The organism is Enterobacter sp. J49 (genome assembly GCF_002148625.1).
Classification (GTDB): domain Bacteria; phylum Pseudomonadota; class Gammaproteobacteria; order Enterobacterales; family Enterobacteriaceae; genus Enterobacter; species Enterobacter ludwigii.
The window spans coordinates 1-302 of the sequence record NZ_MWPY01000006.1 but is presented as its reverse complement, the minus strand read 5'-3'; the positions used below and the strand labels follow the sequence as shown (position 1 = coordinate 302).

1 protein-coding gene is annotated in these 302 nt (G+C 66.9%); it reads right to left on the bottom strand.

From position 1 onward, the window contains the following. On the bottom strand, positions 1-302 hold a 302-nt coding region (locus BJP35_RS00035; RefSeq protein ID WP_143349611.1), incomplete at both ends, for an MFS transporter.

Genomic DNA, 302 nt, shown 5'->3' with positions numbered 1-302 from the left:
GTTCCATATCCCGCATCACCTGCCGGGCCTGCGCATAGCGCCGCTGCTGCACCAGCCAGCGCGGCGACTCCGGCAGCCCTTTGCGCACCAGCCAGATCACCAGTGAGGCCAGCGCGCCGGCGATCACTACGTAGCGCCAGCCGCTCAGGCCCCAAATCGTCTGCGGCACCAGCCACCAGGACATCAGCGCCACCGCCGGCACCGACAGGAACTGCACGAAGAACGCGAAGGCGAAAGCCCGAGTGCGCAGATGCGCGGGCACCCATTCCGTCAGGTAGGTATCGATGGTCACCAGCTCGATG